At 40.6% G+C, this 367-nt stretch carries 1 protein-coding gene; it reads right to left on the reverse strand.

Going from position 1 to position 367, the window contains the following annotated elements; genetic code table 11:
• The coding region (locus GFV01_RS10055; protein WP_160567227.1) for a hypothetical protein at positions 1-367 on the reverse strand (367 nt) is incomplete at both ends.

Here is a 367-nt window from a genome sequence, read left to right on the forward strand (position 1 = left end):
TGCCTATACAACCGCTCTCTTGGTTCAGTACTCGTACGTATAAAGGGTTCAGGAAGTCCACAGTAAAGTACGTTTGTTTGTCTATCGGAATTATCGTCGGATCATTTACTGCTAAGGCTTCGGACTGAGTGCGGTAATAGGTAATTTCTTGTTTCGCTGACGGGGTAATTACCAGGTTATCTAAATCTTTTAGTAGTACGTCATTATACTCTCCGTCTAAGTCTTCATCACACAGGGTATAGGTTACCTTATTGGGACGTGGCGTTTCTTTTTGGGTGATTATTATTGTTCCTTCATTTCCACAGCCGTTCTCTTTGTTTTCAAATAGGACTTTTATTTCTACTTTCTTTTCTCCTACAGGGGGTTC

The organism is Apibacter sp. B2912, assembly GCF_009827835.1.
Taxonomy (GTDB): domain Bacteria; phylum Bacteroidota; class Bacteroidia; order Flavobacteriales; family Weeksellaceae; genus Apibacter.